General features: G+C 54.1%; 25 protein-coding genes. 19 read left to right on the plus strand and 6 right to left on the minus strand.

What is annotated here, in order from left to right:
- Positions 1-46: 46 nt before the first annotated feature.
- Both BM412_RS22760 and BM412_RS22765 read left to right on the plus strand, forming a co-directional pair.
- Complete coding sequence (locus tag BM412_RS22760; protein ID WP_091223577.1) at positions 47-661, plus strand: phosphatase PAP2 family protein; 615 nt, start codon at positions 47-49, stop codon at positions 659-661.
- A 107-nt stretch (positions 662-768) separates the two neighbouring features.
- Entirely contained in the window at positions 769-1,977 is a 1,209-nt protein-coding gene (locus BM412_RS22765) for a stalk domain-containing protein (protein WP_177246026.1), read from the plus strand.
- A 578-nt stretch (positions 1,978-2,555) separates the two neighbouring features.
- Here the strand turns inward: BM412_RS22765 and BM412_RS22770 are convergent.
- Entirely contained in the window at positions 2,556-3,266 is a 711-nt protein-coding gene (locus BM412_RS22770) for a Dph6-related ATP pyrophosphatase (protein WP_091223581.1), read from the minus strand.
- Positions 3,267-3,438: 172 nt separating this feature from the next.
- Between BM412_RS22770 and BM412_RS22775 the strand changes: the two genes are divergently transcribed.
- The 3 genes from BM412_RS22775 to BM412_RS22785 all read left to right on the plus strand — a co-directional run bounded on the left by BM412_RS22775 (position 3,439) and on the right by BM412_RS22785 (position 6,477).
- Positions 3,439-4,572, plus strand: a complete 1,134-nt coding sequence (locus BM412_RS22775) for a glycerate kinase (RefSeq protein ID WP_091223583.1) — start codon at positions 3,439-3,441, stop codon at positions 4,570-4,572.
- Between the two features lie 95 nt (positions 4,573-4,667).
- The gene (locus BM412_RS22780) at positions 4,668-5,252 is read left to right on the plus strand and encodes an RNA polymerase sigma factor (protein ID WP_091223585.1); all 585 of its coding nucleotides are present in this window, start codon (positions 4,668-4,670) and stop codon (positions 5,250-5,252) included.
- Between the two features lie 205 nt (positions 5,253-5,457).
- The gene (locus BM412_RS22785) at positions 5,458-6,477 is read left to right on the plus strand and encodes an HD-GYP domain-containing protein (RefSeq protein WP_091223587.1); all 1,020 of its coding nucleotides are present in this window, start codon (positions 5,458-5,460) and stop codon (positions 6,475-6,477) included.
- An 80-nt stretch (positions 6,478-6,557) separates the two neighbouring features.
- Here the strand turns inward: BM412_RS22785 and BM412_RS22790 are convergent, their stop codons facing one another.
- Positions 6,558-6,890: a winged helix-turn-helix transcriptional regulator gene (locus BM412_RS22790; protein WP_091223589.1), complete on the minus strand. Its 333-nt coding sequence runs from the start codon at positions 6,888-6,890 to the stop codon at positions 6,558-6,560.
- 173 nt (positions 6,891-7,063) lie between these two features.
- Between BM412_RS22790 and BM412_RS22795 the strand changes: the two genes are divergently transcribed.
- Positions 7,064-8,002 carry an aldo/keto reductase family protein gene (locus BM412_RS22795; RefSeq protein ID WP_091223591.1) on the plus strand — a complete coding sequence of 313 codons (939 nt, stop codon included), beginning with the start codon at positions 7,064-7,066 and terminating at the stop codon, positions 8,000-8,002.
- Positions 8,003-8,690: 688 nt separating this feature from the next.
- Here BM412_RS22795 and ligD read toward each other — a convergent pair.
- Genes ligD through BM412_RS22810 form a run of 3 tightly spaced genes read right to left on the minus strand, consistent with a single transcriptional unit; the run spans position 8,691 to position 11,599 of the window.
- Positions 8,691-9,590, minus strand: a complete 900-nt coding sequence (gene ligD / locus BM412_RS22800) for a non-homologous end-joining DNA ligase (protein ID WP_091223593.1) — start codon at positions 9,588-9,590, stop codon at positions 8,691-8,693.
- Positions 9,587-10,639, minus strand: coding sequence for an ATP-dependent DNA ligase (locus BM412_RS22805; RefSeq protein ID WP_091223596.1), 1,053 nt, complete (start codon positions 10,637-10,639; stop codon positions 9,587-9,589). Before BM412_RS22805 ends, ligD begins: the two co-directional genes overlap by 4 nt.
- A gap of 3 nt (positions 10,640-10,642) precedes the next feature.
- Positions 10,643-11,599 carry a non-homologous end joining protein Ku gene (locus BM412_RS22810; protein WP_091223598.1) on the minus strand — a complete coding sequence of 319 codons (957 nt, stop codon included), beginning with the start codon at positions 11,597-11,599 and terminating at the stop codon, positions 10,643-10,645.
- 134 nt (positions 11,600-11,733) lie between these two features.
- Between BM412_RS22810 and BM412_RS22815 the strand changes: the two genes are divergently transcribed.
- From BM412_RS22815 to BM412_RS22855, 9 genes are all read left to right on the plus strand, one after another.
- Positions 11,734-11,919, plus strand: coding sequence for a hypothetical protein (locus tag BM412_RS22815; protein ID WP_091223600.1), 186 nt, complete (start codon positions 11,734-11,736; stop codon positions 11,917-11,919).
- 3 nt (positions 11,920-11,922) lie between these two features.
- Positions 11,923-12,111, plus strand: coding sequence for an H-type small acid-soluble spore protein (locus BM412_RS22820; protein WP_091223602.1), 189 nt, complete (start codon positions 11,923-11,925; stop codon positions 12,109-12,111).
- A gap of 236 nt (positions 12,112-12,347) precedes the next feature.
- A complete protein-coding gene (locus BM412_RS22825; protein ID WP_091223604.1) occupies positions 12,348-13,214 on the plus strand; it encodes a YitT family protein in 867 nt (288 codons plus the stop codon).
- A gap of 181 nt (positions 13,215-13,395) precedes the next feature.
- Positions 13,396-14,520 (plus strand): thiamine-phosphate kinase, encoded by a 1,125-nt coding sequence (gene thiL / locus BM412_RS22830; RefSeq protein ID WP_256256549.1) that lies wholly within the window; start codon positions 13,396-13,398, stop codon positions 14,518-14,520.
- Between the two features lie 13 nt (positions 14,521-14,533).
- Entirely contained in the window at positions 14,534-15,016 is a 483-nt protein-coding gene (tsaE, locus tag BM412_RS22835; protein WP_091223608.1) for a tRNA (adenosine(37)-N6)-threonylcarbamoyltransferase complex ATPase subunit type 1 TsaE, read from the plus strand.
- Between the two features lie 13 nt (positions 15,017-15,029).
- Positions 15,030-15,905, plus strand: coding sequence for a tRNA (adenosine(37)-N6)-threonylcarbamoyltransferase complex dimerization subunit type 1 TsaB (tsaB, locus tag BM412_RS22840; RefSeq protein ID WP_091223610.1), 876 nt, complete (start codon positions 15,030-15,032; stop codon positions 15,903-15,905).
- The gene (rimI, locus tag BM412_RS22845) at positions 15,892-16,395 is read left to right on the plus strand and encodes a ribosomal protein S18-alanine N-acetyltransferase (protein WP_091223612.1); all 504 of its coding nucleotides are present in this window, start codon (positions 15,892-15,894) and stop codon (positions 16,393-16,395) included. Before tsaB ends, rimI begins: the two co-directional genes overlap by 14 nt.
- Positions 16,379-17,410, plus strand: a complete 1,032-nt coding sequence (gene tsaD, locus BM412_RS22850) for a tRNA (adenosine(37)-N6)-threonylcarbamoyltransferase complex transferase subunit TsaD (protein WP_091223614.1) — start codon at positions 16,379-16,381, stop codon at positions 17,408-17,410. Before rimI ends, tsaD begins: the two co-directional genes overlap by 17 nt.
- Before the next feature lie 78 nt (positions 17,411-17,488).
- Positions 17,489-17,680, plus strand: coding sequence for a hypothetical protein (locus BM412_RS22855; protein ID WP_091223616.1), 192 nt, complete (start codon positions 17,489-17,491; stop codon positions 17,678-17,680).
- Positions 17,681-18,336: 656 nt separating this feature from the next.
- Here BM412_RS22855 and BM412_RS31955 read toward each other — a convergent pair.
- On the minus strand, positions 18,337-18,570 hold the full coding sequence (locus BM412_RS31955) for a hypothetical protein (RefSeq protein ID WP_143111681.1): 234 nt from the start codon (positions 18,568-18,570) through the stop codon (positions 18,337-18,339).
- A 570-nt stretch (positions 18,571-19,140) separates the two neighbouring features.
- Here BM412_RS31955 and BM412_RS22860 point away from each other — a divergent pair.
- From BM412_RS22860 to BM412_RS22875, 4 genes are all read left to right on the plus strand, one after another.
- Positions 19,141-20,730 carry a 2-isopropylmalate synthase gene (locus tag BM412_RS22860; protein WP_091223618.1) on the plus strand — a complete coding sequence of 530 codons (1,590 nt, stop codon included), beginning with the start codon at positions 19,141-19,143 and terminating at the stop codon, positions 20,728-20,730.
- A gap of 106 nt (positions 20,731-20,836) precedes the next feature.
- A complete protein-coding gene (locus BM412_RS22865; RefSeq protein WP_091223620.1) occupies positions 20,837-21,298 on the plus strand; it encodes an HIT family protein in 462 nt (153 codons plus the stop codon).
- A 28-nt stretch (positions 21,299-21,326) separates the two neighbouring features.
- Positions 21,327-22,175 (plus strand): class I SAM-dependent methyltransferase, encoded by an 849-nt coding sequence (locus tag BM412_RS22870; RefSeq protein ID WP_091223622.1) that lies wholly within the window; start codon positions 21,327-21,329, stop codon positions 22,173-22,175.
- 791 nt (positions 22,176-22,966) lie between these two features.
- Positions 22,967-25,180, plus strand: a complete 2,214-nt coding sequence (locus BM412_RS22875; RefSeq protein WP_177246030.1) for a YhgE/Pip domain-containing protein — start codon at positions 22,967-22,969, stop codon at positions 25,178-25,180.
- Positions 25,181-25,185: the final 5 nt, after the last annotated feature.

Genomic DNA, 25,185 nt, shown 5'->3' on the forward strand with positions numbered 1-25,185 from the left:
CAAAGACGGTCAGTTTCATTTCATAAAAGCGGAGGTTAATTTCGTAATGTGGTTGATTTTGCTTATTCTCGCAATTGTAGGATTTCAGGGACTGTCGATGCTTGTATCCCGGGACAAGCTGAAGCAGTTTGATGAAACGATTATTTCCGCGGTGCAAGGACAGGAGAACGATACGTTGACCTCCATCGCCAAGGTTTTCAACAAAATCGGTTCAACCTCCACGATGATCCCGCTGGTGTTGATCATTGCGGTGCTCTTATTCTTTGTATTCAAGCATCGAAAGGAGCTTGTTTTGCTCCTCGGCGGCATGCTGGGCTCCACGCTGCTGAACGAGCTGCTGAAACCGATTTATCAGCGTGCCCGTCCGGATATTCACCGACTCGTAGAGCAGCAAGGGTTCAGTTATCCGAGCGGCAATGCGATGGCGGCGTTGACCTTCTATTGCCTCATTACTTACTTGCTTTGGCGCCATATTCACCGGAGAAGCGGGCGTATCGCCCTATTATGCTTTAGTGCAGCGATGATCATGATTATGGGTGTATCCCGCATTTATCTCGGCGTTCATTATCCGTCCGATATTCTGGCCGGCTTCTGGTTGAGCGCATGCTGGGTTGCATTATGCATCCGATTATTCCGGAGCTGGGCGCGCACGAACAAGTAGTCATCTATGCTCTACAGTTAACATTTGGAGCGTTGTCAGTTCCTAAACTCTCGTATACTATAATTAGGTATGTCATCCAAAATGAGAGAATGAAAGTGAGGCTTCCTATGAAACGGTTGTTAAGCGTGGTACTTGCTATTATCGTAGTATTCGCATCTTTGGCGGGGACGGCTTCCGCGGCAAGCGGAGGCACCGACATCAAAGTTAAATTAAATGGCGAATGGGTCATCTTCCCTACGCCGCCTGTACTTCTGAATGGCAAAACGTATGTGGAATTCCGTACGCTGTTCACGAATCTGGGTTATACCATCGATTACAATGCGTCAACGAAGCTGATTAAAGCTAAGTCGGCTGTTCGCAGCATTGAGATGAAACCGAGCGGTACGACGGCATTGGTTGACGGCAAGAAGGTTCCCGTTAACGGTGAGATGAAGCTGCTGAACGGCCGTACGATGGTCGGCGTTCGCTTCATCGCAACGCTTTCGGATAAAACGGTCAACTGGGACGGCGTGAAGAAAATCGTTACGATCGCGGATAAAGGACCTACGGCGCAGCAGCAGGCAGAAGTGTTCGGCGTGCTGGACAGGCTGACTGCGGCAGAGAATGCACAGGATGCGGCAGCTTATATGGCGATCTTCCATTCGGAGTCGCCGGTTCGTGATTTAATCCGTGAATCGGTGCAGGAGACGTTCGCGAAAGTGCACACGAAGACGACTTTCAGCGAGAAAACAATCGATTCCTATTCATCGGTTGAAGCGGTTGTGTATACGGTAGAGCAATCGGTTAAAGTAGGCGGAAACGGCTTCTTTGCAGATGTGGAGAACGAAATGCTGTACACGCTTCACAAAGAGAACGGCAAATGGGCAATCTACGATGCCGAGCAGCTCTCCCATCAATTGCTGGATCTCGAAGGCATCTGGAATGAAGCAATTGCAGCTCCCGAAGCTGACAAGACAGCGATTTCGGCATTGATTGCCGCTAATGCTGCAGCTGTTAATGCGAAGGATCTGAACGCATACAAGGCGACGCTGGTACCCGGAGTGGAAGGCTACGAGGAAGATGTGGCTTCCATGGACGAATTGTTCAAGGACACCGAAACCAGCTTGAAAATGAATCTGGAGAAGAACGCCATCGTTGAACTAAATGGCGACAAGGGCCTCCTTCTGACGCTGCACACGTTTGAAGTAACGATTGGCGGCGAGATGATGCCTGTCAAATCGATCAACTTGTACAACCTGCAGAAGGTGGACAATAAGTGGCTGCTCATGCCGGGCAGCAACGAGCTGTATAACGATATGAACGAATCGGAAGAGTAAAATAGGGACCGCCTCAAAAGTGTGCTTGGCTACTTTTGAGGCGGTTTTTTTGTGTGCACCGGCTGGTGGCTAGCCGGTGGGAGTGGGGGACTGGTTACCGTACATTGGTGGGGGAGCGGGAGAAGTAGGAGGAAGAGAGGTAGTGGTTACCGCTCATCGCCTGACTATCCATGAAAAGTAGCTCCCAGAGCAACACATCAAGAAGTTACTTGGTGGTTCTAGCGAAGGTGTGGCTCCCAGAGCAACACATCAGCAGTAAGTTGGTGGTTCTAGAGAATGTGTAGCTCCCAGAGCAACACACACATAGTTAACTGGTGATTTTAGTGAATGTGTAGCTCCCAGAGCAACATAGCAGAGGTAAGTTGGTGGTTCTAGAGAATGTGTGGCTCCCAGAGCAACACAGCAGCAGTAAGTTGGTGGTTCTAGAGAATGTGTAGCTCCCAGAGCAACACAGCAGCGGTAAGTTGGTGGTTCTAGAGGATATGTAGCTCTCAGAGCAACACATCCCCAGTTAGTTGGCGATCCAAGCGAATGTGTTGCTCTCAGAGCAATACAGGAGCTAGAACCCCACCGGCTGGTCAGCTGGATATAGTTTCGTTCTCATCCAGCTCCAGCGGCAGAAAGGCGTAGTCGCCATGGCGCACAATATCGCATTTGCGAACCGGAATCGGGGTTTTGAAGATCGGCCCGTCCAGCACAGTCGTATGAAACTCGCCGCCTTCGCCGCAAGGGTCGATGCCGCGATCGAGGAGCTCTTTTACAAACTCATGGTCCAGCCTGCGTCCAAGATCCGATTCTCGCATACCGAGCGATAAGTTGACGGTCACGACGATCGATAGGAAACCGAGATTGATGAACGTTTCTACGGTTTCAAGATGATCCATCTGCCAAAGCGGCATGCCAAGCTTTAATCCCGCCTTCGTCGACACCTCGTCCTGCCAGCAGCCATAGTCCGTCAATTCCAAGTCGCCCGTTACGAGCACCTCGGCCCCGCGGTTTTTCGCTTGTTTCAATAAACCGATAAAAGCTTCTTCATACTCAGCCCAGCTCGCAGCCGCAGTGTAGAGAGGGAGTCCGATCGAATCCGCTTGAGCGCGAATTAGCTCGGGCGGCATGCCGTGGGATCGGGAGCGTTTTCCTTCCTCCTCCAGCATCACGATGAGGCCGATCGCTTCTCCAACCTGCATCGCTTTATATAAAGCCAACGCACTATCCTTGCCACCGCTGAAAGAGGCAATAAATCGATGCCCGACTTTCATGCCATTCTTCCAATCCTTCGTTTCTTCCATCGTGATCATTCCCCGTTATGAATTGTAGTGCTGTAGTACAGATTATATAGGATAAGTGAGGTTTGTACGATTGGAGGCACCGGAGTGAAGGAAGAAAATGGTTACTACCGGCCGGCAGCGAGCTATAATAACAGCATAGATATTTTAGGGCGACGATGGGAGTAGATAACGTATGAAAGTGGTCATTGCACCCGATTCCTTCAAAGGCTCCGCAACGGCAAAAGAGCTGTGCAGCGCAATTGCCAGAGGCATTCGTTCCGTCATGCCGGAGGCAGAGCTGCTCGAGCTGCCGCTTGCCGATGGCGGCGAAGGCATCATGGACAACCTTGTGCACGCTACAGGCGGCAAGCGAATAGAGGCAGCGGCGACTGATCCGCTTGGCCGCGCCATGACAGCAGCCTACGGTGTGCTGGGCGATGGCGAGACCGTGATCATCGAGATGGCGCAAGCATCCGGGCTCCCGCTCCTAACAGCGGAAGAGAGGCAGCCGCTGCTGACATCAAGCCGCGGCACGGGAGAGCTGATTAAGCATGCCCTGGATCAGGGCTATCGCAAATTCATTATCGGCCTTGGCGGCAGCGCGACCAATGACGGCGGCTCCGGCATGCTGCGAGCGCTGGGATTGCAGCTGCAGGACGCACAAGGCCAGCCCCTCGCCGAAGGCGGCGGAGCGCTGAGCAAGCTCGCGGAGCTGGATATCTCCGGGCTGGATTCGCGTCTAGCGGAATCGCGGGTTACGATCGCGAGCGACGTAACCAACACGCTGTGCGGACCGCAAGGCGCATCGGCCATCTTCGGTCCACAGAAGGGGGCAACGCCGGAGATGGTGGCAGTCCTCGATGAAGGGCTGCGAAAATTCGCCGAGCAAATCCACGCCATACGCGGGATCGACGTGCTGACCCTGCCCGGCGGAGGAGCTGCCGGTGGCATGGGAGCCGGCATTGCCGGTTTCATGAATGCGGTGGTCCGACCCGGCATTGAAGTTGTGATGGAAGCAAGCGGATTTGCCGCTGCCGCGAAGGACGCCGACTATATCATGACCGGTGAAGGCAAGCTGGACGAGCAGACGTTATCCGGCAAGGTAGCGGCAGGAGTGTGCGAAGCGGCAGGGCAGCTTGGCGTGCCGGTTATTATTTTGTGCGGGATGAGAGTGTTATCGATTGACGAGCTAAGCAAGCTGGGGAAGGTGAGCGCATTCTCCATCGTCCCGGGTCCATGCACCTTGGAAGAGGCGATAGCGCATACGTCCGAATGGACAGAAGCTGCCTCTGCTCAATTGTTCAGTCTTCTCAAAAATTCATCTTAATTCCTCTTCTTTTTCACATCATGTTCACAATGGCCTGTTAGACTGAGAGTCAGGATCAGTGAAACAGGACAAAAGCAGGGGGGAGACCAGACAGCATGAAGCCGTGGACCGAGTTCGAAGAAGCCATCAAGCCGCATCTCCGGCATGTGCGGACATATTGTTATTATTTGACCGCATCCAAATGGGAATCGGAGGATCTGCTGCAGGAGGCGCTGCTTCGGGCATTCAAGCATTATCGGGATACCGGCATTCTTCGTCACCCTAGATCGCTGCTGTACAAGATCGCGCGCAACGTGCATATTGACGCACATCGCAGACGACGCGGCATTACCGTTCCGATCGATGAGGCGCTTCAACTGCCGTATTACGATAACAACTACGCCTCCATTCGCGGGACGCTGGAATGGGTAACCGAGCATTTGTCCGCACGCGAGATGGAGATGCTCCTGCTCGCAGAGGTGTTCGATTATTCCTACCAGGATATTGCCGATGAGCTGCAATGTACGGTACCCGCCGTCAAAATGGTGCTGCATCGCTCCAAATCAACGCTCCGCAAGCGCGGAGCTCAGCAAGAACCGGCGGCTGCGCCTCGCAGTCGGGCCGGTAAGCGCAGAAGCGCACCTGCACTTCCATATATGGTAGACCGATGGACAACGGCATTGATGACCGGTGAATTGTAAAGGATGAGATCAGATCGATAAAAATGGGCCTCTTGGTAGAGAAGGGAGGATCTTTTTGACGTTCGGAGTAGTACTTTAGATTCATTCTTGCAGTCTGTAAAACAATACCATAGGACAATGGCTATATCAGCATGGTAAAGTAGAGGTAACAGTAAACATTTACCTTGGAAAAAAAGGGACAAGTACGACTTTTGTTGGAGGCGCTATGCGAAACTATTTGGGGAAAACCTTAAAAAATGAAGTCGTAAATGCATTTGGCGTAACCGTGCTGCCCGCTAACATCGTGCTGGAAGAAGAGCACTTGATCCTACTGGAAAAGCACAAGATTGAACATATTTCCGTTATCTATGATGTAGTGGAGCCGGCGAAGACGGCCAAGTCGAGTACGCCTCATTCCGCCGTGAGTCAGGTTACAATCCGAGCCAAGGAAATGTACGATTCCATTCGGGAAACGGGCAAAGTGCCGATGGATGAGCTGCAGAACAATATTATTCCCGCGGTTAAGAACGTGGCGAGCCATCCGAATATTTTCGAGCTGTTCGAGGCGGTCAAGGCGCAGGGTGATTATACGTATCAGCACAACATTGGGGTTGGCGTATTGTCGACGATGATCGGCAAATGGCTAAATTTAAAAGAAGATGAATTGACAGCGCTTACCCTTGCAGCGACGCTGCATGATGTAGGCAAGGTGAAAATTCCGCCGGAAATCATCAACAAACCGGGCAAGCTGACAGAGGCCGAGTTTGAAGTCGTGAAGAAACATACCATTTACGGCTATGAAATCCTGAAGAAAACCGAAGGCATCAGCTATCGTGCCGCGTTAGTTGCTCTTCAGCATCATGAACGCGAAGACGGCAGAGGATATCCGCTTGGGCTGACTTCAGATAAAATCGATAGTTTCAGCAAAATCGTAGCGGTGGCGGATATTTTCCATGCGATGTCCTCCGATCGACCCTACCATAAAGCGCTACCGTTCTATGAGGTTGTTCGCCAGCTGCGTGAAGGCTATTTCGGGCAGCTCGACCCGCATATCGTGTCGGTATTCCTTGAGAATATTACGACCAAAATGATCGGCCAGAAAGTCGTCCTCACGGATGACCGCGTAGGCGAGATCGTATTCATTAATCCGCATGACGAGGAAGCACCTCTAGTGCGCGTAGGCGAAGAGTTCGTGGACTTGTCCGCGGAACGTCAGCTGCAAATTAAACAGATTATCGGACTGTAGCGGTTATGGTTCGGATTATAGCAAAGAGCAGGGTTCACGTCGTGATGTGAATGCCCTGCTCTTTTTGAGTTGATTCAAGATTAGGTCCACTTGGCGGCCCATAGCTTCATTTCATGCAAAATCTGATGCAGATCGACGCCTTTAGGTGTCAGCGAATATTCAACGGTTACGGGAACGGTCGGGAACACATGGCGCTCAAGCACCCCTTGTCCCTCCAAATGACGCAGCGTACTTGTTAGTGCTCGTGGACTGACGGAAGGGATAAGCCGCTGCAATTCTCCGAAACGGCGCTTCTCGCAAAATAGCTCGCGCAGGACAAGAAAGGCCCATTTTCCGCCGATGACATCCAGCGTTTTCTCAATATTGCATGCGATTTCGGCCGGTACCTTCGGGACATAATTGTTTACTGACATTAGGTAATCCTCCGTTAATAATTAGTTACATAAAGTATAGTATATATATTAAGTATAATATAATGACAAATATTTCACTACTTTAAAATCTATAATGAGTTAAGTAGAATAGGGGGTGCGCTGGTTTGACAGCGTATGCAGGGAACTGCAATTATCTCTAGGAGGTTGGAGAAATGAAATTTAGAAGACTGGGCGGCAGCGGACTAAAGGTAAGTGAGGTCAGCTTGGGCAGCTGGCTTACATATGGCGGTTATGTGGAACGTGAGAATGCGGTAAAAGCAATCGAGAAGGCCTACGAGCTTGGCGTCAATTTCTTCGATACGGCGAATGTGTATGAGCGTGGAGCTGCAGAAGTCTTGCTCGGCGAAACGATTAAGCAATTCCCGCGTGAATCTTACGTGCTCGCAACGAAAGCGTTCTGGCCAATGGGTGACGGTCCGAATGACCGCGGCTTGTCCCGCAAGCATGTGATCGAGCAGGCGAATGCCAGCTTGAAGCGTTTGAACACGGATTATGTAGATATTTTCTACTGCCACCGTTATGATCCGGAAACGCCGCTGCAAGAAACGCTGCGCGCGATCGACGATCTGATCCGCTCCGGCAAGGTGCTGTACGCGGGTGTCAGCGAGTGGACGGCTTCCCAAATGGCCGATGCGCTTGGAACAGCGGACCGTTACTTGCTCGACCGTATCGTAGTAAGCCAACCGATCTACAACATGTTCGAGCGTTACATCGAGAAAGAAGTGATCCCTTACGGGGAGAAGAACGGCATCGGTCAAGTGGTGTTCTCGCCGCTTGCACAAGGGCTGCTGACAGGCAAATACACGTCCGCGGCAGATCTGCCGGAGGGCAGCCGCGCTTCGAAGCTCGAGTGGATGCGCAAAGGCATCACGGACGAGAAGCTTGCGAAAGTACGCGCCTTGTCCGAAATTGCGGGCGAGCTCGAAATTTCGACCGGCCAACTCGCACTCGCCTGGATTCTGCGCCAACCGAACGTAGCCAGCGCACTAGTCGGCGCCAGCCGTCCGGAGCAGGTCATCGAGAACGTAGCCGCATCCGGCATCAAGCTGTCGGAAGACGTGCTTGCACGGATTGAAACGATTTTAGGTTAATTTGTTGAAGGCCGGACCGGCTTAGCTGGTCCGGCTTTTGTTTTGTTGCGCTCCGCCGTCGGGGGCGGAGAGTCGGGGAATCCGACTCTCAGCGGCGAAACCGCGGAAAAAGAGGCTGAGAGTCGGAAAACCCGACTCTCAGCTTAGTGAAGCCTATGGTTTCGCCAATGTGGGGAGGTGAGAGTCGTGAAATCCGACTCTCAGTGGCGAAACCGCGGGAAAAAGAGGCTGAGAGTCGGAAAATGGAACTCTCAGCTTGGAGAACTATGATCTTGCTGACGGCGAGTGCTATGAATGTGGCAAATGTGCTCCGAAGTTGCAGTCCAGTATATCTATAAGCGGATATGCCGCATATGAAGGTGGAGCCCATGCGAGAGAGGTTACTTGATGTGCAGTTGCGGGCACTGTTAGCGGTATATCCGCTTAAGTAGCCCAAATCGAGCCAATTGTTCCACGATATGCCGCATATGAAAGTGGAGTCCATGCGAGAGAGGGTGCTTTTGTGCAGTTGCGAGTACTGTTAGCGGAATATCCGCTAAGTTGCCTAAAACGAGCTAATTGTTCCACCATAAGGGTTATGCCGCTTATGGAGGTGGAGCCCATGCGAGGGAAGCGGCATTTCGACTGTTTGCGGCGCGAGGCGGAATATCCGTTATCCTCAGCGCTGTGTATGTTGTAGCCCAATATCTCAGCGTTTCCCGCCGCCGATAAACTGCAGGATCGAGCGGAGCGACTGCGGGGCGACCGTGTCCAGCAGGTCGCCTTCTTTACGCAGTCGATCCTCGATGTTCAGCAGGTTGTAGTCGGCGATGGCGACGTTGCGGCGTACTTCGTCCCAGTGGAGCGGCGTGGATACGCTGGCGGCTCGGCGGGCGCGCGGGGAGTAGGGGGCGATGATGGTTTTGCCTTGATAGTGCTGCAGATAGTCGATGTAGATGAGGTCGCCGCGGTTCTTTTTCAAACGCTCGATGGTGAATAGGCCGGGGTGCTTGTCAGCGAGAAAAGCGCCGACAAATTCGCCGATACGGCGCAGCTCATCGAAGGTGAGATCCTGCACGATCGGAATGATGACCTGCACGCCTGTTGCTCCCGATGTTTTGGGCACGGAGGAGATGCCGAGCGATCGCAGCAGATCCCCGACCAGTAGTGCTGCTTCCATAATCCGCGGCTCCTCTTCAAGCGTAGGATCCAGATCAAGCACCCATTCCGTCGGATGCTCCGGGTTGCTCACTCGGTCAAAGGATGCGTGATATTCGAGACAAGCCAAATTGCCGAGCCATAGCAGCACCGGCAGGGAGGTCAGCTTCACGTAGTGAATGCCCTCCCGGGTCACGGTTTCGACAAAAGCCGGCGTAGGGGCGGGGCTGTTTTTCTGATAAAAGGATTTCCCATTCACCCCATCCGGGAACCGAATGGTCGTCAGCAGCCGATCCTGGCAATGCTTCAATAACCATGGCGACAACGCGGCAAGACGCTGCAAAAAGATCGCCTTCGTGATGCCCATCTCCGGCCATAACAGCTTCTCTGGGTTGCTTACGGTCAGCTCCTGACCATCAACAACAACGGTTCCTTTCACAGAACGGCTCATGACAGCGGCTCCTTCGGAAGAAAGGTAACCAGCTTCGGATGGCGAAGCTGTCCGGCAGAAGTCAGCTCGAGGCCGGAAACCCGGCACTTGAACGGCAGCGACAGCCACTGGATCTCTTCACGCTTCAGATCCTCCGGCACGGCCGGAAACGGACAAGCGACTACCGCCAAATGCGAATGCTGCGGCTTGAAAGTCGCGGCCAACACTCTGCGAAGCGCATCATTGAGCCCGAGCGAGACGCTGCCGAGATAATAGCCCTCATGCTCCATTACCAGACTCGCGACGATGCCGCCCCGCCACTTAAGTCCGACAATATCGACATCGAGGACAAGGACGATCTTCTTCTTCAGCCAGTCGCGATGTTTCTTGCCTTCCCGATAAGGGCTGTCCAGCCGTTTGCTGACAACGCCTTCCCATTTATTCGTTTGGACCCATTCCCACAACGCAGCGCCATCCTGAAACAGATCCGTTACAAACATGCGCGGATCATCAGACGGACATAACTCGGTAAGCCGCTGATGCCGCTCCTCATAGGGGAGATGGCGCAAATCGCCGGAAGCGTCTGCGAGGATATCGAACAGCACCAAGACGAGCCCGCCTCGAGCACTCGCATTAGCAACTGCTTCAGCACCCGTAGCTCCGCCATTAGGTTCAGGCTGCGGCTGCCGCAAGAGCCCGCGTGATCGTTCTCTCTTCAGCACATGCTGAAAATTCGGCCGTACGCCGTCCCACCATACGATTTCGCCGTCCAGCAGGCATCGGCCAAGTGCCGCTGCCTTAGATTCCAGCAGCGACGTAATTTCTGGATAAATACTATTCTTTAAGTACAGCTTGCGCGAAAATATCTCGACCTGACCAAACCCGTTCAAGCGGGCAAGGATGCGCACGCCGTCCCATTTCAGCTGATAGCCCCATTCGCTGCCGACAGGGAGCTCATCATTAGAGATAGGAGCCATCGGCTCAACCGGCAGCGGCAATGGCTGCTCATAGTGAACTTCCTGATGCAAGCTCACATCAGGAAGCGATTCCTCGGACCATGGCTGTTCCATCGCCTATGACACCGTGTCCTTCTTCGTTTTGCGCGCACGCGGCGCTTTCACTTTAGCCACGACCTCGCTGGCTCCCTCGGCAGCACCGGAAGTGCCGGCAGCCGCACCGCCTGCGGCTACACCTGCACCCGCAGCCGCACCGCCGCCGGCACCGGCCGCATTCGTATCCAAGCCGCCCGGCGCATTCGGCGGCAGCTTAACCGCCTCCAAGCTGGCTTGCAACGCGGCCATCAGGTCAAGCACATTCGTGCGCTGCTGCTCCGGCGCGACGCGAACGTCCTCGCCTGCGATTTTGTGCTGAATGAGATCCATCAAACGCTCCCGATAATCGTCGGTATATTTGGCCGGCTCGAACGGAGTGGAGAGCTGCTCGATCAGCATGCGCGCCATCATGAGCTCCTTCTCGTTCACATTGACGGTTTCCGGCAGTCCCGGCACCTGATCGACGGAGCGGATTTCATCCGGGTAGAAAATCGTTTCCATCGCTAAGCAATCATCGATGATGCGAATGGCAGCAAGCGAGCTTTTGGAACGAATCGATACTTTGGCAATCCCGATCCGACCCGACTGGCGCATGGCCTCCATAAGCAGGTTATACGCATTTCCGCCTGCCTGATCCGGCGAGAGATAGTAGGTTTTCTGAAAATAAATCGGGTCAATTTCCTCGAGCGCGACGAAATCCAGGATGGTAATCGTCTTGGTAGCATCGCTGGACAGCGACTCCAGCTCGTCTTTCTCGAACAGTACATAACGGCCTTTCTCGTATTCATAGCCTTTGACGATGGCGTCCCAATCGACTTCAACGTCGCAGGTCGGGCATTTGCGGATATAGGAGATGTTGCTGCCGCAGTCACGGTGAATCATTTTCAGAGAGATGTCTTTATCCTCCGTAGCTGAAAACATTTTGACAGGCACATGCACGAGACCGAAGCTGATGGCCCCTTTCCATACGGTATGCATCTCAATTCCCCCTCACATTAAAATGGATTAAAGTCCTATACATTCATTGTTCCCCGAATGCATGAAAGTAAGCTTGTTCGGGCATATTTTCGTGTAGCAAGAACCAACTTCATCATCTAAAGGAGGCATATGGAATGACCGAAGCGGGCAATTCCCCGACTGGGAACGGCAACGATAAGCAGCATGAAGGCCGCGATGATTATTTTATGGACATCGACCGGATGGTGAACGAAGGATTAGGCGGCGGGCAAGTGACCTTGAACAACGGGTTAATTGCAGAGTCCACCACGGATACAATGGAGCCTGAAGCGAGGGATTAAGCAGTGGATACGAAACGCGCAATGGAAATTTACAGCTCGAAGGACACGTTTGCCGTTCATCTGGGCGATAAGTCGGTATGGATTGAAAATGTAGACGAAGCCAACGGCATGGCAACCGTTCAAGTGGGTTCAGACCCGCTTAATACGCAAACCGTTTCGGTCGACCGCTTGAAAGAAGAAGGCGACGAATAGGAAGCGGCACGGAGCAGGGCCCTCGGACACCGATCGTTGGATGCCGAGGGTCTTTTTATAGGAACAATAATTTTCAAATGAATGAATATTTAAAAACGTTCGGAATTTGACGATTTCGAGACATAACGAAATATAAATGGCGAAAAGACGTGCTTATTCTTGGAAATCGAGCTAAATTCGGGTATAATGAATCAATAAGCTTAATTTTTAAGTTTTATCACTAGAGGGGGGAAAGTATGGCGAAACAGCACTATAAGCTTACCAAGCTGGAGTTGCTGCTACGGATTGTATTACTTACCATCGGTGCAGGGCTCGTTTCCGTAGCTCTTGAGATTTTTCTCGTGCCAAACAACATTATTGATGGCGGAATAGTCGGTATATCCATCATTGTGGCTCATCTGACTAGTTTGCCGCTCGGTCTCTTTCTATTCTTGTTCAACTTGCCGTTTCTCGTTATCGGTTACAAGCAGATCGGCAAAACATTTGCGATATCAACGCTTTACGGCGTTGTGGTCATGTCCATCGGCACGACCTTGCTTCATCCGGTCCAGGCTTTGACGTACAGTCCGTTTCTGGCACCGGTATTCGGCGGCGTTATTCTCGGCATCGGGGTCGGTTTGGTAATCCGTTCCGGCGGATCGCTCGATGGAACGGAGATCATTGCGATCTTGTTCACGAAGAAAACACCATTCTCTGTCGGCGAAATTGTCATGTTTTTCAATCTGTTTATCCTGGCGAGCGCAGGGTTCGTGTTCTCGTGGGACAGCGCGATGTATTCACTCATAGCCTACTACATTGCCTTTAAAGTCATAGACGTGACCTTGGAGGGGATCGATCAATCCAAGTCGGTCTGGATTATCAGTAAAGAATCGAAGGAAATCGGCGATGCCATCATGAGCCGGCTCGGCCGCGGCGTTACGTATTTGCATGGCGAAGGTGCATTCTCGGGTGGGACGAAGCGCGTGATCTTCTGCGTCATCACTCGTCTGGAAGAAGCGAAGATGAAGTCCATTGTCATGGAACTCGATCCTACAGCGTTCCTCGCGGTGGGCAACATCCATGACGTCAAAGGCGGACGCTTCAAGAAGCGAGCCATCCACTAACCAGGCAATCAAGCAGGTCTGCTCGCAGACATTCATACAGGCAAGGCTGTGCAACCAAGCATGGCCTTGCCTGCTTTTGTTGCGGGTCTTTGTGCTGACCGATATAATAGGGACAACTAACTTTGACAAATAAGGCTGCGGCCGGCAACTGGAGGCGGAGAAACTGGACGAGTTTGAGCGCATTCGAAATTGGACGGATGACCGCCAACATCCGTCCGTGCTCGCGAAGCAAGGCGTGGTGCTCGGCATCGGCGACGATACGGCTGTCGTAGGATTGCCGCCGGGTGACAATGGCGGCAGCCTGGAGTGGCTGCTCGCGGTCGACACGATGGTGGAGACCGTCCATTTCAACGACGCGACGATGGGCGAGGCCGACATCGGCTGGAAGGCGCTGGCCGCGAACGTCAGCGATATCGCGGCAATGGGGGGCGTGCCGCGGCATGCGCTCGTATCCGTGAGCGTGCCGCCGGCATGGGGGCCGGCACGTATGCGCCGGCTCTATGATGGGCTTTACGCGTGCGCCGAGCATTACGGCGTCGCGGTGGTTGGCGGCGATACGACGAGTTCGCCGCTGCACTTGGTTGTGTCCGTGACGGTCGTGGGCACCGCCCCGGCCGGCAAGGCGATTCGCCGGGCAGGCGCGCAGCCCGGCGACGCCGTGTTCGTGACCGGAGCGGCGGGGATGGCCGCGGCCGGTCTGCATGCTCTGCTCGCCGCCGCGGCTGTCCGCGCGGGGGCTGCGGCGCAGCCGCATGGCGGCGGCGCGGGCTCGCCGCCTGCCTCTATGTCGCCGCCGACTGTGAAGGCAGCGCCCGGCACGGCGGCGCTGGTGCAGGCGCACCGCCGGCCGGCGCCTTCGGTGCGCGCGGCGCTGCTGCTTGCCGCGCGCGGAACCGTGACGTCGCTGAATGACGTCAGCGACGGACTGGCCAGCGAAGCCTGGGAAATCGCCGAGGCTTCGGGCGTAACCATCGTGCTCCGCGACTCGGACTTGCCGCGCAGCGGCAGCATGACCGCTTACGCGCACAACTGCGGCGTGAATCCATTGGAGTGGATACTCTACGGCGGCGAAGACTACGTGCTGCTCGGCACGATTGCTGCCGCAGATGCGGAAGCAGCGAAGGCCGAGCTGGCCGAAGCCGGCTTGCCGATGTTTATCATCGGCGAGGTCGAAGCCGGCGGTGCAGGCGTGGAGCTGCTCCGCGACTTGGACGGCGGCAGCGGCAGAAGCGGTGGCGGCACAGGGCGCTATGAGGTGCTGAGGGAGCAGATTGCGAAGCGCGGGTATAATCATTTTGGAAATTAGGAGCGGCCGAAGCATGAACGAAAGCTACGAAATGATATGGACGGCAGAGACCGAAGAAGACACGGTACGATTGGCAGAGAAGCTTGCAGAGCTGGCGGTTCCGGGCACGGTGCTGGCGCTCGACGGTGACCTGGGAGCAGGCAAAACGCGATTCTCCAAAGCTTTTGCAGCCGGAATCGGCGTACCGGGCGTTGTGAACAGTCCGACGTTTACCATTATTAAAGAATATCAAGGGGCGCAATTGCCGCTTTATCATATGGATGTGTACCGGCTCTCCGAGCAGGAAGCGGACGAGCTTGGATTGGACGATTATTTCTTCGGTGAAGGCGTAACGATCGTCGAGTGGGCAAGCCTCGTCGAAGCACTGCTTCCGCCGGATCGGCTTCAGCTGTACATCGCGCATCTGGGCGGAGAAGCGCGCCGGATTACGATTACCGGCATTGGGGCGCCGTATGCGGCTTGGTGTCAACAATTACAGGCAATAGATCATAGATAGGAGCACGTAACAGATGAGTGAAAATACTACGCCGGGCAGCCGGGAAGGCCAGCTGGTGCTTGCGCTGGATACATCAACCGCATCGCTTGCCGCCGCACTCGTGCGCGGCGATGAGGTGCTGCGCGACATTCAGTCGCTTGCGGAACGCAATCATTCCGTCCATACGGTGTCGGTCGTCAAGGAACTGCTGAGTGAATGCGGGATTGCACCGGAGGAGCTGGCGGGCATTGCAATCGGTCGCGGACCGGGCTCGTACACCGGGATGAGAATCGCGGTATCCGTCGGCAAAACCTTAGCATGGGTCTGGCAGAAACCGCTCGTAGGCGTTTCCAGCCTGGAAGCCCTCGCTTATGGGGCCTGGCAGACAGGAGCAGACAACGCCTCATCCGTAGGGGCGAATCGTCCGGTTTGGATCGTGCCAATCATGGATGCGCGTCGCGGACAAGTGTATACGGGAACATTCGAGGCTTCTGCTGCGGACGTTTCGTCATCTTCTTTCCCTGCAGCCTGGAAGCGGCTCGCCAAAGACGGCATACGACTGATGCACGACTGGGTAGACCGACTCGCCGCAGACGTGAAGGAAATGGACGCCGCTTCAAGACCTGCCGCGATTTGGATTGTCGGTGAATTACAGCTTCATGAAGCGGAAGCTGAGCGGTTGAGGAACCTATGCCCCGAAGTGGAAGTCGCGGCATTCCCTTATATTTTAGAAGGACGTTCCGTTGCTGCACTGGGACTCTCGCGTCTGGCAGCGGGAGAATCCGATGACGTGCATACTTTTATTCCAAACTATACGCAGTTGACGGAAGCGGAAGTGAAGTTGCAGGAACGGACGGCTTCGCAGCAGCACAACGCGGTGGGAGGAGCGGGTAAACATGACGGTCATTGATGTGAACCGGCTTGTTTTTCGACTGATGACGATGAGCGACGTGAAGACGATCGTCGCTATCGAGCAGGAGAGCTTTACTTCGCCGTGGACAGAGGAAGCGTTCGTTAACGAGCTGACCAACAATCATTTTGCCCGCTATATGGTGATGGATTACGAGGGTGAAGTCATTGGTTACGGCGGCATGTGGACCATTATGGATGAGGCTCATGTGACCAACGTGGCCGTGCGCGAGCAGTATCGCGGACGTGGACTTGGTGAAATGCTGATGGTGGAGCTGCAGCGTGCGGCGGTCATGTTTGGCGCCAAGAGGATGACGCTTGAAGTGCGTGTATCCAACGAAGTGGCGCAGCGGTTGTATAGAAAACTTGGCTTTGAACCGTCGGGCGTCCGGCCCGGCTATTATTCCGACAATAAAGAGGATGCGCTCATCATGTGGGCTGAACTGGATGCCTCAGGTGAAGTGGAGAACATGTATGACGACTACAAATGAACTTATTCTCGCTGTTGAAACAAGCTGTGACGAAACTGCGGTCGCGCTTATTCGCGGCGGCAAAGAGATTGTAACGAGCATTATTTCGAGCCAAATCGAGACGCACCAGCGGTTCGGCGGCGTTGTGCCGGAGATTGCCTCACGTAAGCATGTGGAATCGATCACGCTCATTATGGAGCAGGCTATGAAGGAGGCCGGCGCGGAGTTCCGCGACTTGTCCGCGATTGCGGTTACCCAAGGACCGGGACTGGTAGGCGCGCTTCTGGTTGGCATCGTAGCTGCGAAGAGCTTAGCGATGGCGCTTGATCTCCCGCTGATCGGCACCCATCACATAGCCGGGCATATCTATGCCAACCAGCTGGTGCATGAGATTGAATATCCCTGCCTGGCGCTTGTAGCTTCTGGCGGACATACGGAACTTGTCGTGCTGGAGAGCGAAGGCAAGTTCCGGATTATCGGCAGAACTCGCGATGATGCTGTCGGCGAAGCGTATGACAAAGTGGCGCGCACGCTGAATTTCCCTTACCCCGGCGGGCCTTACATCGATAGGCTGGCGCAACAGTCGGAGGAAGAGTTCCAGCTGCCTCGGGCTTGGCTGGAGCCGGACTCGTACGATTTCAGCTTCAGCGGGTTGAAATCGGCTGTTCTTGCAGCCATCAATTCGGCCAAAATGAAAGGCGAAACGCCGCGCGAGGCTGCTCTTGCCCGCGGTTTCCAAGCGTCCGTCATCGACGTGCTTGTGACGAAATCGCTTCGTGCCGTTCGCGAAGTCGGTGCCAAGCAGCTGCTGCTCTGCGGCGGCGTCGCGGCTAACGGCGGCTTGCGTGCAGCCTTGACTGAGCGCTGCCAAGAGGCAGGCATTCCGCTGCTCATTCCGCCGCTTAAGCTGTGCACGGACAATGCGGCGATGATCGGCGCAGCGGCGCACTTGAAGTGGAAGCGCGGCGAGTTTACGCCGCTCGACATGAAGGCGGAGCCGGGCTTGTCGCTGGAAGAATGGTCGGTTCGGAGCTAGCTCTCCGGCCGCGCTGTTCCTAGTTGCAATTGCTGCGGGTACGTACACGTATGTAGTCGTATGGGGGAGCTGATTTTCGTGAATTCGAAGCCTTATTTCTACGGCACGATATTCGTATTATTTGTCTTTATCTTTATCTGTGCGATGGTTGGCGGTGGGGACGAATTCTTCGGAGGCGAGCGGCTGGTCCATGCTTTCGAGTGGGTGAGCCGGTATGTGTTGCCTTGGGGAATCCTCTGGTTGTTGTATAAGATCTACAACAAGAAGTGATCGTACGAAACTGCCTCGAAACGTAGATGATACGGCTTTGAGGCAGCTTTTTTGCATTATGGCATCGATTCCCCAGCCACGCCGAATCGGGGATTTTCGGCTAAATAAAGCCCCCATTGTCTCACCGCATCCAAAGCAGAGCCCATTACCTCTCTTTGACTTAAAACCAGTATAGCCCGACCATGAGCGGAACTCATTACCTCACTTTGGCCCAAAACCACTATTAGCTCGACTAAGAGAGGAACCTATTACCTCTCTTAAGACTAGAGTACGAAAATCGAACTCTCAGCACCTAAACTACCCCCATCCCAACCGCACCAGCAGCCGAGAGTCACCAAATCGAACTCTCAGCCTCCAAACCACTCCCATCCCTACCGCACCAGCAGCCGAGAGTCACCAAATCGAACTCTCAGCCCCAAACTACCCCCATCCCAACCGCACCAGCAGCCGAGAGTCCCCAAATCGAACTTTCAGCCCCCAAACTAACCCCTTCCCAACCACATTAGCAGCCGAGAGTCCCAAAATCGAACTCTCAGCCCCCGAACTCCCCCTCATCGCAACCGCGTCCCAGCCGAGAGTCCCCAAATATTCACCCGGTAAATTTTCAAATCGAATTGACAGACGATTCCGACAGGCATATAATAGGCAACAACACTTCAAACATCTGACAAACGCGACGAACAGGAGCAGTAAAGCGTATAGCCGGGATTAGAGAGCTGCGGGTTGGTGCAACGCAGTCGAAGGCCGCTTGAACACTCGCCTGGGAGCGGATTTACGGAAATGAGCTTCGCTGTCGGCCGAAGGCCAAGGCTTACGGAATGCTCACGTACGTCTTTACGGTTGACCTCCGTGATCGGGTGCATGGCTTCGACTTCTAGAATCGTCGTCATGCTTAAGCGGGCGTTCATTGCTTCCTCACGGGAAGGAACGTCAACAAGGGTGGTACCGCGCCGGACCTAACAGTCTGTCGTCTCTTGAATAAGAGACGTCAGGCTTTTTTTGTTTTCCGAAATAGCGGTTTTGAAGAGAAGCGCAGTCACAGTCAAGTCACTGGAAGATCGACACACACATGAACGACCAATAGATCAAACGCGAAGAACAGGAGCAGTAGGAATAATCCGGGAAAAGCAGAGAGCTGCGGGGTGGTGCGACGCAGCCGAAGGATATCCGAAACTCGCCTGGGAGCGGAACGAGGGAATGTCGCGGGGTTGCAACTGCAGCTTCGCATACCCTACCTCAGTTACGGTTAACCACCGTCATCAGGTGCAGCAGCTGTCCGGCATCCATAGTAGCCGGTGGCGACTAATGCTGCATAAGCGGGTCCGGCCTCGATAAGGCCGGGCAACTAGAGTGGTACCGCGGCATGCTCACGAAGCCTGTCGTCTCTTGATTCAACAGGAGACGTCGGGCTTTTTCTGTTTTCACAAACCCACAACCAAACCTTTAGGAGGCTAACCCTTATGACCATTAACCATCCAACACAAACCCAAGCCGCTAACAAAATCATCCGTATCTTCGACACTACCCTTCGTGACGGTGAGCAATCACCAGGCGCAACGCTGCGTCCCGAGCAGAAGATCGTACTTGCCCGCCAGCTGGCGAAGCTTGGCATCGACGTCATTGAGCCGGGCTTTCCGATCTCGAGTCCGGGAGAGTTTGCGGCGGTACAGCAAATTTCACGAGAGCTGCAAGGGGTTGAAATCGTCGGTTTTGCGCGTGCGATCAAAGGCGATATCGATGCAGCAGTCCGCTCCACGATGGATGCTGCCCGCCGCCGTTTGCATCTGTTCATCTCGTCCTCGGACATCCACTTGGATTTCCAACTGAAAAAATCCCGCGAGCAAGTGCTGGCCATTGCCCGCGAGATGGTTGCTTACGGCAAGCAGTTCGTCGATGAAATTGAGTTCTCCCCGATGGACGCCAGCCGTTCGGGACGCGACTTCGTCATCGAGATGGTCGAAGCGGTCATTGCTGAAGGCGCGACCGTCATCAATCTGCCGGATACGCTCGGTTATGCACTTCCGGAAGAATACGGCGAGCTGTTCCGCAGCGTGAGAGCAGGAGCACGTGGCGGGGATAAAGTACAGTACAGCGCACATTGCCATAATGATCTTGGTCTTGCGGTAGCCAACAGCTTGGCGGCAATTAACGCAGGGGCGACGCAGGTGGAAGTGACGGTGAACGGCATCGGCGAGCGTGCCGGAAACTGTTCGCTGGAGGAGCTTGTGATGGCGATCGAGACACGTAAATCGGCGATCGGCGTGGAAACGGGCATCGTCATGAGCGAGATTTACGAAACGTCACGGATGGTGAGCCGGGCGATGAACTTCCCGATCGCTTACAACAAGCCGATCGTGGGGCGGAACGCTTTTCAGCACGAGTCGGGTATCCACCAGGATGGACTGCTTAAGAACCGGAACACGTACGAAATTATGGATCCGGAAGCGATGGGCATTCCGCGCAGCATGATCGTGCTCGGCAAACATTCCGGCCGTCATGCGATCAAGCATCGTCTGGCTGGTTACGGCATTGAACTGAACGAGGAGCAATTGCTGGATGTGTATAACCGTTTCATTGAAAAAGCGGATGAGATGAAAATCGTACCCGACGATGTGCTGGTTCGGTTGGCAAGCGAATCGACGGACACGCAGCATGATCCGTACACGCTGGTTGACTTGCAGGTGCTTGCGGGGACGCAGCGTTCCCGTATCGCGTCGGTAACCATTCGCGAGCGTGATTCGCAAGAGGAACGCACGCTGACAGGTACGGGCAAAGGGCCGCTTGAAGCCGTCATTCACTGCCTGCAGCAGGCGATTCCGGTAACGGCGGAGTTCGAGGATCTGGAGCTGCATTCGTTATCGACAGGCGAAGATGCACGCGGGGAAGCGATCGTCGCGATTGTGCATAACAATCGGCGCTATACGGGGACGGCTGTGCATAACGATATTATTTTGGCGGCGGCTGAGGCTTATGTGAGTGCTTGCAATCAACTGCTGATGAGCGCGCAGGAGGATGCAGCGGAAGATCTCGTTCAGAAGAAGAGCAGCTGATGCAGTGAAATTCAAGCTTTGAGATCCGAGCTTCGAAGTTCAAGCTTTGAGATCCAAGTTCCGAGCTTCAAAGTTTCGGGCTCGTTCGAGAGGGGGGCGACAACAGGTGTCTAAGAACGTTGAAGACTGCTTTATTTGCCGCAAGCATCGTGGTGACGTCCGGCCAGTAGGGAGTACCATTTATGAGGATGGGCATGTCCATGTGGGCCATATGGGGTTTAGGGGTGAAGAGAAAACCGCGTACTTAGGCTATGTCATGGTGGAATTAAAACGCCATACGCCGGGGCTTGGCGACCTGTCCGTGCAGGAAGCTGCGGCAGTGGGGGTTATTGTGAACGAGGTGAGCCGAGCGCTGAAGGATGTGCTGCGTGCGGAGCATATTTACAGCTTCGTTCAAGGGGATGGCGTACCTCATTTCCATATGCACCTTATCCCGAGGTATGTTGGTACGCCGGATCCCTATCGGAATCCAATGCACCTCATCAACTGGCCGGACGCTCCACATGGCGGGGAAGCGGAAGTCGAGAAAATTTGTTCGAAGCTGCGCGTGTATTTGCAAGCAATCTGAAGGGTTCGCACGGGAGGGGGGAGTCGCGATGGAGCAACCGGCAGATCAGGGGAACAAGGAACGTGTGCTGGCGTACTATACCGGCTTTGGTGAGCGGGAATGGAGCCGGCTTGACCGGGAACCGCTGGAGTTTACGGTTAACATGCATTATCTCAAACAGTATTTGCCGGCCGCCGGCCATGTGCTGGATAACGGAGCCGGTCCAGGCAAATATGCGATGGCGCTTGCAGCTGAGGGCTATGAGCTGACGCTGACTGACCTTACGCCTGCACTTGTTGAGCTTGCTGAGGCTAAAGCCGAGGAACTTAAGCTTACGGAGCGTTTCACCGGCGGCTTCCATGTCTGCAATGCATGCGAGCTTGCTCCGCTGGCCGATAACAGCTATGATGCCGCGCTTCTCATGGGCCCGCTGTACCATTTGCAGCATGCAGAGGATCGGGCGATGGCCGTACGCGAGCTTCACCGAGTCGTAAAGCCGGAAGGCATCGTATTCGTAGCTTTTCGCAGCCGGGTCAACCAAGTGATGAATGCGCTGCTTAATCCGGAGCATTGGAAGCCGCTTCATCGCTTGGATGCCATTGAGGCGTTCGCAGCGGACGGGATTTTCGATCATGCAGATGAAGGGCGTTACACGGGAGCTTACTTTTACGAGCTTGAGGCTATTCGGCCGTTCATGGAAGCGCATGGCTTTGAGACGCTGGAGTTGATCGGGTCCACGAACATGGGGGCAATTCTCGGAGCGGATCATTGGCGCTATTGGTCGGAGCAAGGTGAGGAAACGTATCAGCAGCTCGTTCAACTGCTCATACGGATGGCGAGGGAATCGTCGGTACTGGGGATGTCCTCGCATTTACTCTACATCGGAAGACGCGTGTAGGCGTGTGTTTGATGTGACCGTATTGCTATCAAAAGGGGTAGTCTCAAAAGTATGCAGTACAGCTTCTGGGATGCCTCTTTTTGCTGTGTGGATAAACCGTAGCATTAACGAATGTTGCTCAATATGCAAGAAATGTAACGTCTTAACGTTCTAGCCCTGTTAATGTTGCCCGAAATGCATCATTTCCATGGAAAATGAGCTCCTATGGCTTATATTGAAGCAAAATGTTGCATAAATCGCAGCAATTTTACCGTTTCAACCGAACAGCTCCTCAAATGTTGCAAGTTATGCAACAAATGAAGACCGCGGACCACGGACCGCGGCTTGTCGAAAACCAATCCCCAACCGCCGGTAGCAAGGCTGTCAGTGCCCAATATCGATAATAAGGCTGCCTAAGTATAGTAACTTTAGGACTTATCCCCAGGGTTACCCACAATTACAGCGAGGAATGTGTATAAACATGGGAAACCCGCATAAATCGGGCATTTACAATGTGAACAAATTCGGGATAAGTTTTTCACAGCCTAACTGTGGATAATGTTGATAATGTGGGTAAAATGCCACCGACTGTATCCACATCCGATCAATTGTTAAAGAAACGTTAAATTTATTATTGTTTTACGTCGTTAATAGTGCCAGAATTGCCGCACAATTCATCCAGTGTTGTGGATATGTCTGTGGACAAGGGGGATAGATTGCTCAGTTGTCCCCTCCGAGCCGATATCGCGGAATGTTTCCTATCTCTGGGGAGAATGCTAGTTCTCAAAAGATGCCGAAAGGGCGGTAACAACATGAGCGAGAGTAAAAGCGGCGGACTGAGACTGGCTTGGCTTGATGTGAAGACGATGTGGATTTCCCGAGCTGTTCGCATCTCGCTGTTAGGGCTGCTGGTTCTGCCGCTGTTGTATAGCTTCATCTATTTGTGGGCGTTCTGGGACCCGACCGGACGTACCGATCAGCTCCCGCTGGCTGTGGTGAATGAGGATACCGGGGCGAAGCGAAGCGGCGAGCAGCGTAATCTGGGGCGGGAGCTTACGGACGAATTAATAAAGAGCGACGAAACGTATTGGATCGCGACGAATCGCAAGCAAGCTCATAACGGTTTAATGGATGGCAAGTATGCGATGGTGCTGTATCTGCCGGCGGATTTCTCCAAGCTGGCTTTCAGTGTGAGCGGTGATGATCCGAGGCCAACTACGCTGGACGTGGAGTTAAATGAAGGGGCGAACGCTTTATCTGCGAAGGTTGTCCGTGCCATAGCGGGAAAGGTTCAAGATAATTTGCGCAAGGAGCTGCAGGGGAACTATTTGAGCGTGATTTTCGAACAGGTGCTGAATGGGGCCGAGGGTTTGCAAGAAGCGGCGGACGGTGCTGCCCAATTATCGGATGCCTCGGAACGGGCTTATCAAGGTGCGGCTCAATTGACGCAAGGGCTTCGGCAAACGGAAGGGGGCCTCGCGAAGCTGTCAGGCGGGGTTCAAGCCCTTACAGCCGGCGCGGATGAGCTGAACAAAGGAATCGGTATGATGAATACCTATGCAGAGCGCGCAGCTTCGGAATGGAAGAATTGGAGCAGTAAGCTGAATGCCGTAAATCAGTCGCTAGCTGCGTTGCTCGGCGCTTCAAAGCCGGATTTCACTGCTTCATTAGAAGATTTACTGGGAGATCTGGCCGGCCTGGAGAGCGAACTTAACGCGATTAAGAAATCATCGGATCAATTAGGGGACTTAACTACCCAATTGCAAAATGTGAAGAAGTCGCTTGGCGTGGGGAACGGCAGCCTTGATACGGCATCCGGGCTATTACAGGACCTGGGCGACAAGTTTCCCGCTTTCGCTGCAGATGACAAGTACAAGCAGCTCTCGGAAGAGCTGGCGGACGCGCAGCAGGCGGGAACCTCGGCAACGACCAAGCTAAACCAAATCGCACAGACGATCGATGCGCTTGCAACTTCGCTTGATGGATCGATAACCAAGTTAACGAATAGAATCTCGCAGCTAAGCCCCGGTCTCGAACAGTTCCGTGCACAGCTTAGCGAGCTTCAGTCGGCTGTGGACAAAGCGGCCGGAGAGCTGGATCAGCAGCATATTGCACTAAGCACTATTGATGAGCGGGTCAAAGATATAACCGACGGCGTGAATCGATTGCAGACGGGGAGCGGTAAGCTGAAGTCCGGCTTAGCGGAACTGGGAGGCGGCGTGAGCGCTCTGCAAACAGGCAATGCCAAGCTGGTGGCCGGTGCGGAGTCCTTGACGGGAGGGCTCGCGCAAATCCACAAAGGCCAAGCCGAGCTGGCCGACAAGCTGACAGATGCAGCCGGACTTGCCTCCGAAGACGGACAAGCCGATGCCCGCCAAGCCGTCATCAATGATCCGGTGATGTTGGAGGAGCATAACTTGCATCCCGTGCCGAACAACGGTGTCGGATTTGCGCCGTATTTTATCGCGCTGTCGCTGTGGGTGGGCGCATTGGTGTTGTTCTTCGTAATCGATATTTGGCAGGTGTTGGAGCGGCCGCATGGTCCTTTGTCCTACATTGTGAGCAAATATATCGCACTTGCTACTATTAGTGTCTGTCAGGCACTGCTGTCTGTCTTTATCCTGCACGTAGGTCTCGGTATTCCGACTGTCGTACCGTCGATCGCGATGTATGGCTACGCGGCACTGGTTGGGATCGTGTTCACGGCGATCTTGTACATGCTGATCGCAGTGCTTGGCAGCGACAAAGGACGCTTCGCGGCTGTGCTGATCCTCATGCTTCAGCTGACATCAAGCTCCGGTTCGTATCCGGTTACGCTGGAACCGCCTTTCTTCCAATACATCCACCCGCTGCTGCCAATGACTTATGCGGTGGAAGGCTTACGCCATCTGATCTCGATTGGCGGCTGGAATGCAATAATCCGGACAGCAGGTGTGCTGTCCGGATTCGGATTGGGGTCACTTCTTCTATTTTATCTGCTTAAACGCCGTAAAATCATGAGTGAAATCAGGCTGACCGGGGAGTAGCCTTC

The organism is Paenibacillus sp. BC26 (assembly GCF_900116125.1).
In the GTDB taxonomy this organism is placed as follows: domain Bacteria; phylum Bacillota; class Bacilli; order Paenibacillales; family Paenibacillaceae; genus Paenibacillus_Z; species Paenibacillus_Z lignilyticus.

Excerpts from the sequence above, each read along its gene's own strand:
- BM412_RS22870 (WP_091223622.1), top strand. The coding sequence starts at position 21,327 with ATGGAGCAACCGGCAGATCAGGGGAACAAGGAACGTGTGCTGGCGTAC.
- BM412_RS22875 (WP_177246030.1), top strand. The coding sequence starts at position 22,967 with ATGAGCGAGAGTAAAAGCGGCGGACTGAGACTGGCTTGGCTTGATGTG.
- rimI (WP_091223612.1), top strand. The coding sequence starts at position 15,892 with ATGACGGTCATTGATGTGAACCGGCTTGTTTTTCGACTGATGACGATG.
- tsaD (WP_091223614.1), top strand. The coding sequence starts at position 16,379 with ATGACGACTACAAATGAACTTATTCTCGCTGTTGAAACAAGCTGTGAC.
- BM412_RS22785 (WP_091223587.1), top strand. The coding sequence starts at position 5,458 with ATGCGAAACTATTTGGGGAAAACCTTAAAAAATGAAGTCGTAAATGCA.
- BM412_RS22760 (WP_091223577.1), top strand. The coding sequence starts at position 47 with ATGTGGTTGATTTTGCTTATTCTCGCAATTGTAGGATTTCAGGGACTG.
- BM412_RS22860 (WP_091223618.1), top strand. The coding sequence starts at position 19,141 with ATGACCATTAACCATCCAACACAAACCCAAGCCGCTAACAAAATCATC.
- BM412_RS31955 (WP_143111681.1), bottom strand. The coding sequence starts at position 18,570 with ATGACGACGATTCTAGAAGTCGAAGCCATGCACCCGATCACGGAGGTC.
- BM412_RS22795 (WP_091223591.1), top strand. The coding sequence starts at position 7,064 with ATGAAATTTAGAAGACTGGGCGGCAGCGGACTAAAGGTAAGTGAGGTC.
- BM412_RS22805 (WP_091223596.1), bottom strand. The coding sequence starts at position 10,639 with ATGGAACAGCCATGGTCCGAGGAATCGCTTCCTGATGTGAGCTTGCAT.
- BM412_RS22765 (WP_177246026.1), top strand. The coding sequence starts at position 769 with ATGAAACGGTTGTTAAGCGTGGTACTTGCTATTATCGTAGTATTCGCA.
- BM412_RS22825 (WP_091223604.1), top strand. The coding sequence starts at position 12,348 with ATGGCGAAACAGCACTATAAGCTTACCAAGCTGGAGTTGCTGCTACGG.
- BM412_RS22815 (WP_091223600.1), top strand. The coding sequence starts at position 11,734 with ATGACCGAAGCGGGCAATTCCCCGACTGGGAACGGCAACGATAAGCAG.
- BM412_RS22780 (WP_091223585.1), top strand. The coding sequence starts at position 4,668 with ATGAAGCCGTGGACCGAGTTCGAAGAAGCCATCAAGCCGCATCTCCGG.
- BM412_RS22790 (WP_091223589.1), bottom strand. The coding sequence starts at position 6,890 with ATGTCAGTAAACAATTATGTCCCGAAGGTACCGGCCGAAATCGCATGC.
- tsaE (WP_091223608.1), top strand. The coding sequence starts at position 14,534 with ATGAACGAAAGCTACGAAATGATATGGACGGCAGAGACCGAAGAAGAC.
- BM412_RS22770 (WP_091223581.1), bottom strand. The coding sequence starts at position 3,266 with ATGGAAGAAACGAAGGATTGGAAGAATGGCATGAAAGTCGGGCATCGA.
- BM412_RS22775 (WP_091223583.1), top strand. The coding sequence starts at position 3,439 with ATGAAAGTGGTCATTGCACCCGATTCCTTCAAAGGCTCCGCAACGGCA.
- ligD (WP_091223593.1), bottom strand. The coding sequence starts at position 9,590 with ATGAGCCGTTCTGTGAAAGGAACCGTTGTTGTTGATGGTCAGGAGCTG.
- tsaB (WP_091223610.1), top strand. The coding sequence starts at position 15,030 with ATGAGTGAAAATACTACGCCGGGCAGCCGGGAAGGCCAGCTGGTGCTT.
- BM412_RS22810 (WP_091223598.1), bottom strand. The coding sequence starts at position 11,599 with ATGCATACCGTATGGAAAGGGGCCATCAGCTTCGGTCTCGTGCATGTG.